The organism is Amycolatopsis sp. VC5-11 (genome assembly GCF_037034185.1).
GTDB lineage: Bacteria > Actinomycetota > Actinomycetes > Mycobacteriales > Pseudonocardiaceae > Amycolatopsis > Amycolatopsis nivea.
Genome location: NZ_JBAGKF010000023.1, coordinates 1 through 13,919 on the forward strand (window position 1 = coordinate 1; position 13,919 = coordinate 13,919).

Sequence of the window (13,919 nt, forward strand, 5' to 3'; positions counted from 1 at the left end):
TCCGCGCTGTGAACCAGGAGAAACGCATGAAAGCCGTACACATCAAGGATCTCGAAGGCCCGTCGACCGTTTCGGTAGTCGAAGCCGACGCGCCTTCGCGCGCTGACGACCAGGTGCTGATCGACGTCCACGCGGCCGGGGTGTCGTTCCCGGATCTGCTGCAGACGCGCGGGCTCTACCAGGTGAAGCCGGAGCTGCCGTTCATCCCGGGCGCGGAGGTCGCCGGGGTCGTGGCGGAGGCTCCGGAAGGCGCGGCGGTCAAGGCCGGGGACCGGGTCGCGGCGCTGCCGTTCCTGGGCGGGTTCGCCGAGCGGGTCGCGTGCGCGGCCGACGCGGTGTTCCCGATCCCGGACGACCTGGGCTTCGACCAGGCGGCGGCGATCCCGTTCAACTACCTGACCGCGCATTTCGCGCTGTGCCGCCGAGGCCGGATGGCGGCTGGGGAGACCGTGCTGGTGCACGGCGCGGCCGGCGGGGTCGGGACGGCGGTCATCCAGGTCGCGAAGGCGTTCGGTGCGGGCAAGGTGCTCGGCGTGGTGTCGACGCCGGAGAAGGGCGAGACGGCGGTCGCGGCCGGGGCGGACGAGTACGTGCTGGCGGACGGCTTCAAGGACGCGGTGAAAGCGGCGACCGGCGGCCGGGGCGTCGACGTGATCGCGGACGTCGTCGGCGGCGACCGGTTCACCGATTCGCTGCGCTGCCTCGCCGCGGACGGGCGGATGCTGGTCATCGGATTCACCGGCGGGTCCATCCCCGAGGTGAAGGTGAACCGGTTGCTGCTCAACAACTTGGACGTCGTGGGCGTCGGCTGGGGCGCGTACGCGCTGCCGCGGCCGGGGTACCTGCAGGGGCAGTGGGCGGAGCTGCTGCCGAAGCTGGCCGAGGGCGCGATCGTGCCGCCGCTGGGCGGGAGCTATCCGCTGGCGGACGTCCAGCAGGCGTTGGAGGCCATCGAAAACCGGAAGGCGCTGGGGAAGCTCATCCTGGCTGTCCGTCCATAGCGGACTGACGCGGGGCGAGGTCTTGGGTGCCGACGGCAGCCAGCAGTTCCAGGGCGTCGCGGCCGGGTGGCGCGGTGAACCAGAGGAGGCGCTGGCTGCCGTCCTCGCTGAGCAAGTTCATGCAGTCGAGTTCGAGCACGCCGAGCGCCGGGTGCAGGATCCGTTTGCGGTCGGTGCGCCGGACGGCGACCTCGCGCTGCTCCCAGAGGTGCGCGAATTGCTCGCTGCGGGCGAGGAGCGTCGCGAGGAGTTCGTCGGCCAGGGCGTCGCGGCCGCGTTTGGCGAGCGCGGCGCGCAGGTCGGCGACGAAGACGCGCGATTGGTGCTCGTGTTCGTCCGGGTGGTATCGCCGCCGCGCGGCAGGGTCGGTGAACCACTGGTAGACGAAGCTGGCCCGGATGCCGTCGCCGGGAGCCGGGGTGCCGAGCAGTGCCTCGGCGAGCCGGTTCTGCACGAGCGGGACGCTGAGGTCGGTCATGACCTGCGCCGGCGTCGCGGTGAGCTGTTCGAGGAGGTTGAGCAGGGCCGGGTGGACGTGCGCGTTCCCGCTTGACGCGGGCGGCAGCGGACGGCCTGCCAGGTGGTAGAGGTGGTCGCGCTCGTCGCTGGTCAGCCGCAGCGCCCTGGCCAGCGCGGCGAGCATCTGCTCGGACGGCTGGGTGCCGCGACCCTGCTCCAGCTGCACGTAGTAGTCCGTCGAGGCGCGCGCCAGTGCGGCGACCTCGTCGCGGCGCAGCCGGGCCACCCGGCGGCGCGGCCCGGCGGAGAGGCCGACGTCCGCCGGGCTGATCCGGTCGCGCCGCGACTTCAGGTACCCGCCTAGTTCGCGCAAGTCCATGCCGCCACTATGCCTTCGCGCGATCGGCGCAGCCAGGCGTCGTCAGCACCACTCAGGCGACGTTGAGCAGGACCTTGCCCCGCGCGTGGCCCTCGGCGAGGCTGGCGAGCGCCCGTGCGCCGTCCGCCAGCGGGCAGGTGCGGTCGACGAGCACTTCGAGGCCCAGGTCCGCCACCTTTGCCAGCCGGGCGGCGTCCGAGGTGTGGAACACGAACGCGGCGCCGTCCGCCGGGGCGGGAGTGGTCACGAGAAGTCCGCCGGGTTTCAGGACTCGCCGCGACCGGGTCCCGACTTCGCCGCCGACGGTGTCGAGCACGACGTCGACTCCGCGGAGCTCGCGGGCGAAGTCGGTCTTCCGGTAGTCGAGCACCTCGTCGGCGCCGAGTTTCTCCGCGATGGCGACGCCCGAACCGGACGCGGTCGCGACCACCCGGGCACCGAGTTGCCGCGCGATCTGGACCGCGAAGCTGCCCACGCCCCCGGCCGCGGCGTGCACGAGAACTGTCTGTCCGGAGTGGACGTCCGCGACCTCGACCAGCGCCTGCCACGCGGTCGCGGCCGCGGTCGGGAGGCCTGCCGCGGCTTCCAGGGTGAGGTGCGACGGTGCCGGGACCAGGTGCGCCGCGTCGAGCACGACCTGCTCGGCGAACGCGCCGCCGGCGACCGGGTCGAGGCGGCCGACCACCGGGTCGCCGACCTGCCAGCCGGCGCCGGGCGTCGCGATCCTCCCGGAGAAGTCGGTGCCCAGGACGTAGGGGAGGGCGACCGGGAAGAAGTCGGTCATGACTCCGGAGGCGATTTTGAGGTCGAGCGGGTTCGCCGCCGCTGCCACGACATCGACGACGACCTGGCCCGGTCCGGGAATCGGCGCGGGAAGCTCGGCGAGCGTGGCTTCGGCGCCGAACGCGGTGATGCGCAGTGCTTTCACAGGGGTTGCTCCAGTCCGGCCGCCGGGGTGCGGCCCTGCTGCCAGGGTGCGGCGGCCCGGGACGGGGAGCTAGGCGGCGGTTGTCCTGGTGACGCTGGCACCACCTTGTGACGAGGCGAACCGGGCACCGCCCCCGAATTCCGCGGCGAACGGCGGTGTGCCAAGGGAAAGCGCTAGACGCTCTTGGTGAGGTAAACCGCCCCGCGGATGTGTTTCCCGAGCGTGTTCGCGGGCGGTTCGGCCACTCGGTACCCGGCGCGCCGGTACATCGTCAGGTTCCGCTCGCTGCCGGAGCCGGTGTACAGCACCAGACTGGTCGCCTCCGGCGGAGCTTGCTGCTCGGCATAGCTCAGCAGCCACCGGCCGACGCCCTGTCCGGCGAGGTCAGGGGCCACCATCAAACGGCCGATCTCCCAGCGGTCCTCCTCGAGATGAGCGCGCACGGCAGCGACGAGCCGCCCGTCGATCCGGACCGTCCACACGCGAGTGGTCTCGACCCAGCCGCGCACGGTGTCCAGGTCCTCGTGCAAGGCAGGGACGTCGAGGGTGTCGTTGACGATTGCCTGCGGGGCCCAGCAGCATCGTTGCAGCACAAGGAGTTCAGCGGCGTCGGAGGATTGGGCTTCGGACAGCTGGGCATCAGCGAGCGGCAAGGCGGCGAGGTCGGTCACGTCTCTTGATCTTGCGCGCCGCCGGCAGCGTTGTCCAGTGAATATCCAGGGCGGCACCGCTGATGCGGGCGGTCTTGTACCACGGTGTCCACAATGGAGCGTCCAGCTGGTGGACGGTGAGGACCAGCGCGGCCGGTCCGCCTACAGTCCTGCGGTCATGAGTTCAGATCCGAAACCGAGAGGCGCTGCGCGGATCAGCGCCGACTGGGCCGCGGTGCTGGTCGCGGCCGTATTGGTGGCGTTGGCCGCGTTCGGCGTGCTGCCGGCGATCCCGTTCCTCGTCACATGACCGCCGCGCTAGAGGGCCGCCGAGCGGTACCAGCAGTCGTGAGATATCTGCCGGGGCTTCTGCTGCTCGCGGCGGTCGGCATCGTCGGCACATTGGCGCAGAACGGGATCCGCAGCCTCGGCCACGCGACCGGGACCGCGCTGCCGGACATCGAATACGTGTTGTGGGCGATCGTCCTCGGACTGGTCATCCGCAACACGATCGGCATCCCGGCGCTGTTCCGGCCCGGGGTCGGGACCTACGAGTTCTGGCTGAAGACCGGCATCGTCCTGCTCGGCGCCCGGTTCGTGCTGGGCGACCTCGCCAAGCTCGGCGGGTTCAGCCTCGGTCTCATCCTGATCGACATGGCCGTGGCGACCACGGTGATCCTGCTGGTGGGCAAGGCTTTCGGTCTCGGCGGGAAGCTGTCGTCGCTGCTGGCGATCGGCACCTCGATCTGCGGCGTGTCGGCCATCATCGCCGGCCGCGGCTCCATCGACGCCGACGACGAGGACTCCGGCTACGCCATCGCGGCGATCCTCGCACTGGGCGCGGTCGCGCTGTTCGCCTTCCCGGCGATCGGGCACGCGCTGAACCTGACCGACACCGAATTCGGCCTCTGGGCGGGACTCGCGGTGGACAACACCGCCGAGACGACCGCGACCGGCGCGGCGTACTCCCCGCACGCGCAGGACGTCGCCGTCGCGGTGAAAAGCACGAGGAACGCGTTGATCGGACTGGTCGTCCTCGGCTACGCGGCATACTGGTCCACGCGCGGCGGCAAGGCGGTCGGCGGCGGGCTCAAGGGCTGCGCGGGTTTTGTGTGGCGCACCTTCCCGAAGTTCGTGCTGGGGTTCGTCGCGGTCTCCGCGCTGGCGACCGCGCACGTGTTCACCAAGGCGGAGGTCGCCAGTCTCGGGAACCTCTCGAAGTGGGCGTTCCTGCTGTGCTTCGCCGGGGTCGGCCTGAACTTCGACCTCCGCCAGATGGCGCGCAGCGGGCTGCGACCGCTGGTGGTGGCCGCGCTCGGGCTGGTGGTGGTCGCGGTGTGCTCGCTGGGGCTCGTACTGGTTTCGGCGCAGTGGTTCGCCTTCTGACGCCGAACCGCGCCACCGCCAGACCCCGGGCGGTGGCGCGGCCGTCGGTCAGCGCGCCTCGCGGGTAGCCGAATCGAGCGCGGCCAGCAGGATTCCGGCGGCCGTGCGCACGACGTCCGCGGTGACGTTGAGCGGCGGCAGCAGCCGGACCACGCTGTCGCCGCGTCCGCCCAATTCGACGATGAGCCCGCGGCGCAACGCGTGGTTCTGCACGGCCAGCGCGAGTTCCGACGCGGGCGCTCCGGTGCGCGGATCGGCCAGTTCGATGCCCCACATCAGCCCGGCGCCGCGCACGTCCGTCACCCACTGGTGGCTGGCCAGCGGGGAGAGCAGCTCCTCGAACTGGCAGCCGCGCTCGACGACGTTGTCCAGCACGCTGTCGCGGTTGACGACCTCGATCGCCCGCGCGCCCGCGGCGAAGGCGAGCTGATTGCCGCGGAACGCGTGCGCGCGGGGAGCCCAGTGGTCGAGGCGCTCGTCGTAGATGATCAGCGAGACCGGCGAGCCGATTCCGCTGAGCGCCTTGGACGCGACGATCACGTCGGGTTCGATGCCGTAGCGCTCGAAGGCGAACCAGGTTCCGGTGCGGCCGCAGCCGGTCTGCAGTTCGTCGACGATCAGCGGGATGCCCAGCTCCCGGGTCAGTTCGCGCACCCGGTGGACGAAATCCGCCCGCGCCGGGACCACGCCGCCCTCGCCCTGCACCAGTTCCAGCACCACCGCCGCGGGCAGCGGGAGGCCGCCGTCGGGGTCGTGCAGCGAGCGTTCGAGCAGGTCCGGGCAGGTCGCCGCGCACGTGTCCGGATCGTGGCCGGCCGGGCAGCGGGGGCAGGAGGAGTACGGCGGGTACTGGGTGCCGGACAGGGGGTGCGCGCCCGGCCGCTGCCCGATCAGGCCCAGCGCGGCGTGCGCGCTGCCGTGGAACCGGCCCTGGTACGACACGACGCCGCCGCGTCCGGTCGCGGTTTTGCACAGTTTCAGCGCGGCTTCGACCGCGTTGGTCCCGGCGGGTCCGCAGAAGTGCAGTTTCATTCGCGGGCGCAGCGCCTCGGGCAGCATCGCGAGCTGGGCCTCGGAGAACTCGTCCTTGACCGGGGTCGCGAAGTCGAGCGCGTGGGTCAGCTTGCTCAGCTGCGCGGTCATGGCCGCGACCAGTTCGGGATGGTTGTGCCCGAGGGAGAGCACGCCCGCCCCGGCGAGGAAGTCGATGAAGACGTTGCCGTCGGCGTCGCGCACGAAGCTTCCCGAGCCCTCGGTGATCGCGATCGGCAGCCGCCGGGGTCCGCCGCGGGCGTTCGGTTCCCGGCGGTCCTGCCGCTCGAGGTACTCGGCCGAACGCGGGCCGGGCAGATCGCAGTGGACGGCGGGACCGGTGAGCGGCGCGGGATGGTCGAGAATGGTCATCTGGGCTGTTCTCCCCTGGCAATGGTGGTGGCGCGGCCGGAGGCGGCCGCCGGGAGCCCGCCCCGGTGCGCGGCGGTCTTCCCTGCGAAAAGGGCGTTCGGGGCGAACTGTTCCCGCTCGATGCTCGGGGAGAGCCGCCGGACCCGCTTCGCCGGTAAACGGAGCGGTCGTTCTCGCGGTATTGCGTCGCGCCGCCCCGGGCGGAATGCTTCGGTTCCGGACCGGGGATGTGTTCCGCCGGCGCCGCGCCGCGCGTCCGTCATGCACTCCTCCTCCTTTTCGCGGGGATTCGCGGACCGCGGGAAAACGGCCGGCGGCGGGGGAAAACGGTTTGTCGCGAGCAGAGGCGGGGGAGGGCCGCGCTGGGCGCAGCCCTCCCCGGTCGACCTCACTGGAATACCGCGGGGCACAGCGTAGCGCAGCCGGTTCCGGTGCACCGGCTCTCCGGACGATGGCGAGCCGCGTCCGGCTCCGGAAAGAAAAGAAACGGCCGGAGTGAGGCGAGGCAATGCGCCGGGAGAGTGAACGCGGCGATTTCGCGGAGTTCGCCGTACTGGGCTGAACGACTGAATGCGCAACGGTGTTCGCGACGGCGCGAAACGGAACGTGAATATTCACGCCCCGTTTCCGTCCTGTGAATCGGAGTCGGACGACCGCATGGTGGGAAGCCTTTCCGGACGGTTGCGCGCGGGATTCCGGGATATGTCGGATGCGGGAAATGTCGAGGTTTCCGGTCTTTTCGCCGTCCGGTCCGGTTGCGGGTGCTGTTTCCGCCGGGGAAGGGTGCCGGACCGCGGTTTCGGCAGCGAGGCTCGGCGGGCGGCGGGCAGAGTGGTCCAGACCATGGCAGCGGTCTGGACCGGTGGTTCAGTGGCTCGCGTCAGCGGCGGCGGGTGCCGGTCGCGGGTGCGTCCGGGGGAGCGGGCCTGGTCCGGCGGGGTGTGCTGGGCCGGGCCCGGGTGCCGTAGCGCGGGGTGAACGAGATCCGCGGACCTGTGTTTATCTCGACCGTAACGTTCGCGATGCAGGCAGATCACTAACCATGTAGACAGTTAGAAAGTTGCTCGCGAAGAGAAATTTGCTTGTTGATGTTGAGGGATGCTCTAGAAAACCTTGCTGTTGAGCTGTGATTGATTCACCAAGTAGTTCGCCATGGGCATGACGCACTGTCGCCTGACTGCTACGCGCCGAGGCGATCTGTGGTCGATCCCACTGACTCTGTACACCTGCCGTTTCCGTTTCGTAATCTTCTCGCGCTTTTGCGGTGACCTGCGATCTACCCCGAGGATCAGCGACCCGAAGCCGCCGCGCGCCGTCGCGGCTCGCGCCTGGTTCAGGCACGAGGACGGCGATGCGGTGTGACAGCGAAGGAGCCCACCCACCGTGGGACGGCACAGCAAACCCAGCAAGACGAAAACGACCCTCCAGCGCACCGGCGCGACCGCGGCCCTCGCGGGCGCCACCCTCGGCGGCATCGGCCTCGCCGGGGCGGGCACGGCCAACGCCTTCCCGGGGCAGGCCGGCATCGTCAAGTGCGAGAGCAGCGGCAACCCGACCGCGGTCAACAACACCGCCGCGGGCCAGCGCGCGGGCCGCCCCGCCGGCCTGTTCCAGATCGTCACGAAGACCTGGCTCGCGAACGGCGGCGGCCAGTTCGCCCCGACCGCCGACAAGGCGACGCCCGCGCAGCAGCAGATCGTCGCGGACCGGATCTACGCGAAGCAGGGTTCGGCCCCGTGGCAGTGCCGCGGCGGCTCCGGGCCGGCGAGCTACGCCGACTTCGGCGGCGACACCTCCGGCGGCTCCGCCGAGGTCGAGGCCGTGGCCGCGAAGCCGAAGGTCCAGGTGAAGGCCGAGGCGAAGGTCAAGTCCGCGCCGAAGCACGCCGCCCCGTCCTCCAACCCAGACGGCAGCTACACCGTGGCCGCCGGCGACACCCTGTCGGGCATCGCGAAGAACCTGAACGTCGACGGCGGCTGGCAGCACCTGCAGCAGTTGAACGCGAAGTACATCCCTAACGCCAACCTGATCCTGGTCGGCCAGAAGATCGTCACGAAGTAACCCGCCGAGGCCCTGGCCGGGCTCGCGCCGCTTTCCCCCGGGCGGCACGACCCCGGCCGGAGGCCGCCGGTGCACGCGCGCGAAAGTGCGCTCGGGCACCGACGCGCGCCCCGGCGGCCGGCGTGCGGCGCGAACGGGCCTGCTTCGTGGGAACACAGGCCGGTTCGCGCCGCACGCCTTGCCTCGATGGCGAGGTTTTCGAGCGCGCCGAGTGTGCTCGGGTATCGCGCGTGTCCTGCGGGAGCACGGGCCGGTTGGCGCTGCATGCTTTGGCTGGACGGCCGTGGTTTCGAGCGCGTGGCAACGCGCTCGGGTATCGCGCTATGGGCCGGTCGGCGCTCCACGTCTTGCCTCGCGAGAGGAAGAAGCAGCGAACACGTCGTGGCGGATCCCGCCGACACCATCGACCGCGGGCCGCTCGACCAATCCAGGCGAACCAGCCGAGGCACCCACGCGAACGCCCCCGCGCCTCCGAACCGCCCGCCGGTTCGCCGCCAACTCCACGCGTGGCTACCAGATCTCGTTCACGGCATGCCCGCGCCCGGACGCACCCGCACCGGAACACTCCGCAGCAACGACAGCGCCTCAGCACTGGGACTGCCCGGCTCAGCCTGATAGACAATCAACTGCTGCCCAGCCGCCCCGCGCACGTCGAATGCCTGGTAGGTCAGCGTCAGCGGCCCGACCGCCGGATGCACGAGTTGCTTGGGCTCCCGGGTCTTCCCCCGCACCTGATGGGTTTCCCACAGCGTCCGGAACCGCGAACTGCCCTCGCTGAGTTCCGCGACCAAGCGCGGCAGGGCCGGGTCTCCCGCCGCGGCGCGCAGGTTTGCCACAGTGGCTTGGGCCGTCCATTCCCAGCGGGCGAAGAACTGCGGACCCGCCTGGTCGAGGAAGGTCATGCGGGCCAGGTTGTCGGCCGCGGTGAAGGGGGAGAACAGGGCGTCGGCGAGGGTGTTCGCCGCGAGAATGTCCAGGACGCGGTTGAGCACGAACGCGGGTGCGTGCGGATAGCTGTCCATGAGCTGCCGCAGTTCCGGGCTTACGGTTTGGGGCGCCGGGGAAAGCAGGTCGGACGGGGTGGCGCCGGCGAGGCGGTACAGGTGTTCGCGGGCGTCGGGGTCCAGGTCCAGTGCGCGGCTGAGGGCGTCGAGCACCTGCGGTGACGGGCGGGTTTCCCGGCCCTGTTCCAAGCGCGCGTAGTAGTCGACGTTCACCCCGGCGAGCACGGCGACTTCCTCGCGGCGCAGGCCCGCGACCTTGCGTCGGCCGGAATAGCGCACGTCGGCGTCCTCCGGGGAGCGTTGCGCGCGGCGTGCTCGCAGGAAGTCGCCCAGTTCCGTACTGCCCATGCGAACCAGGGTAGGCGGCGGCTGGGTGGGTGTGGCACGTCCTGTCAGCGAGGTCCGCCGACGCTGAGACTGGGCGGCATGACGAACGAACTGGCGGGCAAGATCGCCCTGGTCACGGGGGCCGCGCGCGGGGTCGGCGCGGCGACGGTCGCTTGGCTGCGTGCGCACGGGGCACGAGTGCTGGCGACAGACATCCGGCCCGAAGTGGAACTGCTCGCCGATAAGGACGGCGTGGCGGTGCTGGTCGGCGATGTGTCCGAAGAGGACGTTGCGGTGCGGTCGGCGCTCACGGCGGTGGAACAGTTCGGCGGGCTCGACATTCTGGTCGCGAATGCGGGGCGTTCGGTGAACAAGCCGGTCACTGAGACGACGGCGGCGGACTGGGACGAGGTGATGTCCGTCAATGCCCGCGGAGCGTTTTTGCAGGCGCGAGAGGCATTCCGGGTAATGCGCGACAACGGCGGGGGAGCGATCGTCACGGTCGGCTCGTTCGCCAGCACGGTGGGGCTGGCCGAGGCGGCGGCGTACAGCGCGTCGAAAGGAGCGTTGGCGCAATTGACAAAGGTGCTCGCATTGGAAGGCGCTCCGCACGGAATTCGCGCGAACGTGGTCGCTCCCGGCGTGATCGAAACAGATCTGCTCGACACTTTCCGCGCCGACAGCCGGGCGTATCTGCGGTCGTTCGGCGCCGCACATCCGCTCGGCCGGGTCGCGCAGCCGGAAGAAATCGCTGAGGTGATCGGCTTTCTGGCCTCGCCGCGGTCCGCGTTCGTCACCGGCGCGGTCGTCGCTGCCGACGGCGGCTACACCGCGGCCTGACATCCCTCCGACGAAAGGAAATATCTTATGCGGCTCAACGGAAAAGTCGTGCTGCTCACCGGAGCGACCGGCGGGATCGGCCAAGCCACCGCGGAACTGTTCGCCCGGGAGGGAGCCAGCCTGGTCGTCACCGACGTCGACTGCGAAGCAGTGCGGAAACTCGCGGCACGGCTGGAGACCGACGTGCTGGCCGACCGGCTGGACGTGTCCTCGCCGGAAAACTGGCGCGAAACCGTCGAACGGACCCGGCAGCGGTTCGGCCGCCTCGACGTGCTCGTCAACGTCGCGGGGATCGTGGACTGGCCGGGCATCGAGGAGACGGCCCCGGACGCGTGGGACCGGGTGATCGCGGTCAACCAGACCGGCACCTGGCTCGGGATGAAGACCGCGATGCCGCTGCTGCGCGCCTCCGGCAACGGATCGGTGGTCAACACTTCCTCGGTGCTGGGCCTGGTCGGCAGCGGCGCGGCCGCCGCGTACCAGGCGTCCAAAGGGGCGGTGCGGCTGCTGACCAAGACCGCCGCGGTCGAGTACGCGACGCGCGGCGTCCGGGTCAATTCGGTGCACCCGGGGGTCATCGCGACGCCGATGATCCAGGACCTGCTCGACGAACAGGGCGACCAGCAGCCCGACATCGTCCGCACGCCGATGCGCCGCGCGGGCAGCCCGGCCGAGGTCGCGCACGCGATGCTCTTCCTGGCCAGCGACGAATCCTCGTTCGTCACTGGAACCGAACTGGTCGTCGACGGCGGGCTCACCGCGTACTGACACCGGACCGGCGCGCCCTAGGATGCGGGGCGTGCAGGGACTGGGCGAGCTGGAATCGGCGGCTATGGACGTCCTGTGGCGGGCGGGAGACGCGCGCACGGTCCGCGAAGTGCTGGAGGAGCTGAACCGGGACCTCGCCTACACGACGGTGCTCACCGTGCTCGACCATCTGCACAGCAAGGGCTGGGTGGAACGCGAGAAACGCAGCCGCGCCTACTGCTACACGCCGGTGTCGTCGCGAGAGGAAGCAGCCGCCTGCGCGATGCGGAACCTGCTCGCCGACGCGGGCGATCCCGAGGGCGTGCTGCTGCATTTCGCGCGGTCGGCGTCCGAGCGCGAGCGGGAGGCGCTGCGGCGCGGGCTGCGGCAGCATTCGTGACCTGGGTCTCCCTGTCCGGACACCACCGCCGGGCAGCGGCTCCCGCCCTGCTCCGCGCCTGACCGGTATGACTACTATGTCCGGTAGTAATCGCGAATGGGGGCTGGTCAGGTGCTGGGGCGGAAAACGCAGATCATCGCGGGGATCCTCGCCGGGCTGGCGCTGACGGCGGCGTGCACGTCCGCACCGGCTCCCGGTCCCGCCGCGGGCAACGACCAGAAGACCAGCGCCGCGCCGGCGGTGCCCGCGACCCTCGACCTCGGTCCCAAGGACGGCTCGAACGACGTCGCGCCCGGCGAACCCGTCACCGCGGTGGCCGGCGGGTCCACGCTCAGCGAGGTCACCCTCGCGGCGGCGGACGGCGCTCCGGTGCCCGGCGAGATGGACGCCGCGAAGCAGCGCTGGACCAGCAGCAAGCCCCTGGACTACCGCACGAAGTACACGCTCACCGCGCGCTCCGTCGGCGCGGACGGCAACCCGGTGACCCGCACGAGCACCTTCACCACCGCGACCGCCAAGGCGCAGGCGTATCCGTCGGTGATCCCGCTCGACGGCGAGACCACCGGCGTCGGCATGCCGATCACGATCAAGTTCTCCGCGCCGGTCGCGGACAAGGCCGCCGCCGAGAAGATGCTCACCGTCACCTCCGACAAGCCCGCCACCGGGGCGTGGCGCTGGTTCGGCGACGACGAGGTGCACTACCGCACCAAGGAATACTGGCCCGCGTACTCCACGGTCACCCTCGACATCAAGATCGCCGGCCGCGCGCTCGGCAACGGCGTGTTCGGCAAGGCCGACCGCAAGATCAGCTTCAAGACCGGCCCGGCGATCATCTCGAAGGTGTCGGACAAGGAAAAGCAGATGCGGACGTACAAGGACGGCCAGCTCGTCCTGACGTCCCCGGTCAGCCTCGGCAAGCCGTCCGCGCGCAGCGTTTCCGGCACGATGCTGATCATGACCGTGCAGTCGCCGTACACCATGGACTCCAGCACGTACGGCGTGCCCACCGACTCGCCGGGCGGCTACCGCACCACGGTCAAGTACGCGCTGCGGCTCACCAACTCGGGACAGTTCCTGCATTCCGCGCCGTGGTCGGTCCGGCAGCAGGGGCGCACCAACACCTCGCACGGCTGCCTCAACGTCAGCGTCGACAACGCGAAGTGGTTCTACGAGAACTCCCATCGCGGGGACGTCGTGGTGGTGACCGACACCGGCGTGGACCTCAAACCGGGCGACGGCTGGACCGACTGGCGCTTCAGCTGGGACGAATGGCAGAAGAAGGTCTGATCCCGCCGGGGTGCGGCGCGCCGGGGGATGCCGGTGCGCCGCCCCGCGCGGCTCAGACGGACTGCCGGGGCCGCGGCGAAAGCACGTCCTCTCCGTAGATGCCCTGCAGCCAGTTGGTCTGGTAGATCGTGTCGAGGTAGCGCTCGCCGAGGTCGGGGGCGACGGCCACCGCGGTCAGGTGGTGCGCGTCGTGTTCGGACAGCCAGCTGGTGGCCCCGCTGACCACTGTCCCGGTCGAGCCGCCGAACAGGAATCCGTTGCGCGCCAGCCGGTGGCACGCCCGGACCGAATCCGGTTCCTCGACCAGCACCACGTCGTCCACATAGGACTCGTCGAGGATCGCCGGGCGCACGCTGGTGCCCAGCCCGGGCAGCATCCGCCTGCCCGCCGGGCCGCCGAAGGTCACCGAGCCGACGCTGTCGATCGCGACGATCCGCACCGGCCGGTGCCATTGCCGGAAGAACCGCGCGCAGCCCATCAGGGTGCCCGTGGTGCCCGCGCCGACGAACAGCACGTCGAGATTCGGGAACGCGGCGGCGATTTCCGGCCCGGTGCGGTGGAAATGCGCTCCCCAGTTGTCCGGATTGGTGTACTGGTTGAGCCACACATAGCGCTCGTCGGAGGCGCACAGCATCCGCACGTGGCCGATGCGCGCCCCGAGGAAACCGCTTTCCGGATCAGGTTCGGTGATGATGTGCACCTCGTTGCCGAGCGCCTCGATCGCGCGGCGCGTCGCCAGGTTGCAGCGGGAATCGGTGACGCACAGGAACTTGTACCCCCGGCTGGCCGCGATCATGCTCAGCGCGACGCCGAGGTTGCCCGACGACGACTCGACGATGATCGAGCCCGGCCGCAGCAGGCCGTCGCGTTCGGCCGCGTCGACCATTTCGGTCGCGGCCTTCAGCTTGATGGAACCGGCGAAGTTGAACCCCTCGCATTTGAGGTAGAGCGAGTAGCCGAAGCTCCAGCGGAGGTCGACGTACAGCGCCTCCTCGTTGAAAGCTTCGGGAACGGTGATGACACGCACAGTTTTCTCCCCTTCAGGC

14 protein-coding genes are annotated in these 13,919 nt (G+C 70.5%); 8 read left to right on the forward strand and 6 right to left on the reverse strand.

Annotated features, from left to right (window positions below; translation table 11 throughout):
• The first annotated feature begins 26 nt into the window (after window positions 1-26).
• Window positions 27-1,001 (forward strand): NADPH:quinone oxidoreductase family protein, encoded by a 975-nt coding sequence (locus WA670_RS39810; protein ID WP_134728691.1) that lies wholly within the window; start codon window positions 27-29, stop codon window positions 999-1,001.
• Here WA670_RS39810 and WA670_RS39815 read toward each other — a convergent pair.
• The 3 genes from WA670_RS39815 to WA670_RS39825 form a co-directional block, all read right to left on the reverse strand.
• A complete protein-coding gene (locus WA670_RS39815) occupies window positions 979-1,839 on the reverse strand; it encodes an MmyB family transcriptional regulator (RefSeq protein ID WP_336161242.1) in 861 nt (286 codons plus the stop codon). The genes WA670_RS39810 and WA670_RS39815 overlap by 23 nt on opposite strands.
• 52 nt (window positions 1,840-1,891) lie before the next feature.
• On the reverse strand, window positions 1,892-2,767 hold the full coding sequence (locus WA670_RS39820) for an NADP-dependent oxidoreductase (protein WP_037810654.1): 876 nt from the start codon (window positions 2,765-2,767) through the stop codon (window positions 1,892-1,894).
• A gap of 173 nt (window positions 2,768-2,940) precedes the next feature.
• Entirely contained in the window at window positions 2,941-3,438 is a 498-nt protein-coding gene (locus WA670_RS39825) for a GNAT family N-acetyltransferase (protein WP_134728693.1), read from the reverse strand.
• Window positions 3,439-3,595: 157 nt separating this feature from the next.
• Here WA670_RS39825 and WA670_RS39830 point away from each other — a divergent pair, with 157 nt between their 5' ends.
• Window positions 3,596-3,727 carry a hypothetical protein gene (locus WA670_RS39830; protein ID WP_275294888.1) on the forward strand — a complete coding sequence of 44 codons (132 nt, stop codon included), beginning with the start codon at window positions 3,596-3,598 and terminating at the stop codon, window positions 3,725-3,727.
• Between the two features lie 38 nt (window positions 3,728-3,765).
• Window positions 3,766-4,803, forward strand: a complete 1,038-nt coding sequence (locus tag WA670_RS39835; RefSeq protein ID WP_336161246.1) for a YeiH family protein — start codon at window positions 3,766-3,768, stop codon at window positions 4,801-4,803.
• Window positions 4,804-4,851: 48 nt separating this feature from the next.
• On the opposite strand, the gene WA670_RS39840 is transcribed toward WA670_RS39835, so the two are convergent.
• Entirely contained in the window at window positions 4,852-6,207 is a 1,356-nt protein-coding gene (locus tag WA670_RS39840) for an aspartate aminotransferase family protein (RefSeq protein WP_134667794.1), read from the reverse strand.
• Window positions 6,208-7,590: 1,383 nt separating this feature from the next.
• On the opposite strand from WA670_RS39840, the gene WA670_RS39845 reads away from it, so the two are divergent.
• A complete protein-coding gene (locus WA670_RS39845) occupies window positions 7,591-8,268 on the forward strand; it encodes a LysM peptidoglycan-binding domain-containing protein (RefSeq protein ID WP_134728697.1) in 678 nt (225 codons plus the stop codon).
• Between the two features lie 524 nt (window positions 8,269-8,792).
• On the opposite strand, the gene WA670_RS39850 is transcribed toward WA670_RS39845, so the two are convergent.
• The gene (locus WA670_RS39850; protein ID WP_336161251.1) at window positions 8,793-9,620 is read right to left on the reverse strand and encodes a helix-turn-helix transcriptional regulator; all 828 of its coding nucleotides are present in this window, start codon (window positions 9,618-9,620) and stop codon (window positions 8,793-8,795) included.
• Between the two features lie 78 nt (window positions 9,621-9,698).
• Between WA670_RS39850 and WA670_RS39855 the strand changes: the two genes are divergently transcribed.
• From WA670_RS39855 to WA670_RS39870, 4 genes are all read left to right on the forward strand, one after another.
• Entirely contained in the window at window positions 9,699-10,439 is a 741-nt protein-coding gene (locus WA670_RS39855) for an SDR family NAD(P)-dependent oxidoreductase (RefSeq protein ID WP_336161253.1), read from the forward strand.
• A 27-nt stretch (window positions 10,440-10,466) separates the two neighbouring features.
• Window positions 10,467-11,207, forward strand: a complete 741-nt coding sequence (locus tag WA670_RS39860) for an SDR family NAD(P)-dependent oxidoreductase (RefSeq protein ID WP_238605557.1) — start codon at window positions 10,467-10,469, stop codon at window positions 11,205-11,207.
• A 31-nt stretch (window positions 11,208-11,238) separates the two neighbouring features.
• Complete coding sequence (locus WA670_RS39865; protein WP_336161256.1) at window positions 11,239-11,586, forward strand: BlaI/MecI/CopY family transcriptional regulator; 348 nt, start codon at window positions 11,239-11,241, stop codon at window positions 11,584-11,586.
• Window positions 11,587-11,682: 96 nt separating this feature from the next.
• The gene (locus WA670_RS39870; RefSeq protein WP_134728703.1) at window positions 11,683-12,873 is read left to right on the forward strand and encodes a L,D-transpeptidase; all 1,191 of its coding nucleotides are present in this window, start codon (window positions 11,683-11,685) and stop codon (window positions 12,871-12,873) included.
• Between the two features lie 52 nt (window positions 12,874-12,925).
• On the opposite strand, the gene sbnA is transcribed toward WA670_RS39870, so the two are convergent.
• Complete coding sequence (sbnA, locus tag WA670_RS39875; RefSeq protein WP_134667800.1) at window positions 12,926-13,900, reverse strand: 2,3-diaminopropionate biosynthesis protein SbnA; 975 nt, start codon at window positions 13,898-13,900, stop codon at window positions 12,926-12,928.
• Between the last annotated feature and the right edge of the window lie 19 nt (window positions 13,901-13,919).

Bases quoted from the DNA above. Each gene is read 5' to 3' on its own strand.
- WA670_RS39810 (WP_134728691.1), top strand. From the start codon at position 27: ATGAAAGCCGTACACATCAAGGATCTCGAAGGCCCGTCGACCGTTTCG.
- WA670_RS39815 (WP_336161242.1), bottom strand. From the start codon at position 1,839: ATGGACTTGCGCGAACTAGGCGGGTACCTGAAGTCGCGGCGCGACCGG.
- WA670_RS39830 (WP_275294888.1), top strand. From the start codon at position 3,596: ATGAGTTCAGATCCGAAACCGAGAGGCGCTGCGCGGATCAGCGCCGAC.
- WA670_RS39840 (WP_134667794.1), bottom strand. From the start codon at position 6,207: ATGACCATTCTCGACCATCCCGCGCCGCTCACCGGTCCCGCCGTCCAC.
- WA670_RS39850 (WP_336161251.1), bottom strand. From the start codon at position 9,620: ATGGGCAGTACGGAACTGGGCGACTTCCTGCGAGCACGCCGCGCGCAA.
- WA670_RS39855 (WP_336161253.1), top strand. From the start codon at position 9,699: ATGACGAACGAACTGGCGGGCAAGATCGCCCTGGTCACGGGGGCCGCG.
- WA670_RS39860 (WP_238605557.1), top strand. From the start codon at position 10,467: ATGCGGCTCAACGGAAAAGTCGTGCTGCTCACCGGAGCGACCGGCGGG.
- WA670_RS39870 (WP_134728703.1), top strand. From the start codon at position 11,683: ATGGGGGCTGGTCAGGTGCTGGGGCGGAAAACGCAGATCATCGCGGGG.